General features: G+C 58.0%; 1 protein-coding gene. It reads right to left on the bottom strand.

Going from position 1 to position 943, the window contains the following annotated elements:
- The coding region (locus tag B5F19_RS16860) for a site-specific integrase (protein WP_162612612.1) at positions 1 to 497 on the bottom strand (497 nt) is incomplete at its 3' end.
- Between the last annotated feature and the right edge of the window lie 446 nt (positions 498 to 943).

Here is a 943-nt window from a genome sequence, read left to right as displayed (position 1 = left end):
ACCGTCACCCGCGGCAGCTCCTGCACGGGGATTCCGGTACAGCCGAAGAGCTTCACCAGCAGGTACAGGCGCTCCTTGTCCAGCGCCCGGGCTGTGGTGAGCAGGCGGAGGTACTCCGTCCGCGTCAGCTCCGGCTGCACATCCTCTACCTCCAGAGCACCCACAAACTGCAGGTCCCGCCGGCCAAGAAACGATACCAGGCCGTTGGCCGCCGATATGCGGGCGTTCACCGTCCGGGGGGAGTATCCTCCCTCCAGCAGTTCCCGCTGCCACTGCCTCAGCGTGCCGGGGCGGACCGTCTTGTCCGCAGGCAGATCCTCATACAGTGCGTGGATGTTCCGCCGGTAGGTCTCCAGCGTGCCGGACACCCGCCCCCTGCGGGACAGATCGTCCAGGTATGCCTCCAGGTCGTCCGGCGTCAGCCAGAGGCCCGAAGGCCCCGCCCGAGGCGGGGACTTGATCCGGCGCTCCGCCGCCGGATCCAGCAGCGCCTCCATCTTCCTCATCTCCTCCTTGTTCGATGTAGGCAAAATAAGTGTTTTGCCTTGTTTCTTTACAAAACACCAATATCTTACATAACTGACTAGCTGAATTGTAGCACGAACTCCTCCTTATTGCAAGGCGTTCTTTGAAATTCGGGCGTGAAAAATAGACCGCGTGAAGCAAAATAATCATGCGGTCTGGTTTTTGCGCCCTTTTTCCTTGCCGCGCGCCTCCGTTGCCTTGCTCCCATTTTTATTTTCAGTTCTGCCGGGCTGCAAAAATATAAAAACGGGCCCAAAACACTTATTTTGTCCTATAAGATCAAACTCATCTTTTTTAATATGCCGGCGTGCTCCGCGCCGGTGGAAATGAGATAGATACGGGTGGTTTCAACGCTGGAATGGCCCAACACATCCGCCAGCTTGACGATATCCCGGCAGACCCGGTAAAAGGTCCGGGC

It is taken from the genome of Pseudoflavonifractor sp. An184 (assembly GCF_002160305.1).
Classification (GTDB): Bacteria; Bacillota; Clostridia; order Oscillospirales; family Oscillospiraceae; genus Lawsonibacter; species Lawsonibacter pullicola.
The sequence above is the reverse complement of the archived record's forward strand: the minus strand, read 5'-3'. Positions and strand labels throughout refer to the sequence as shown.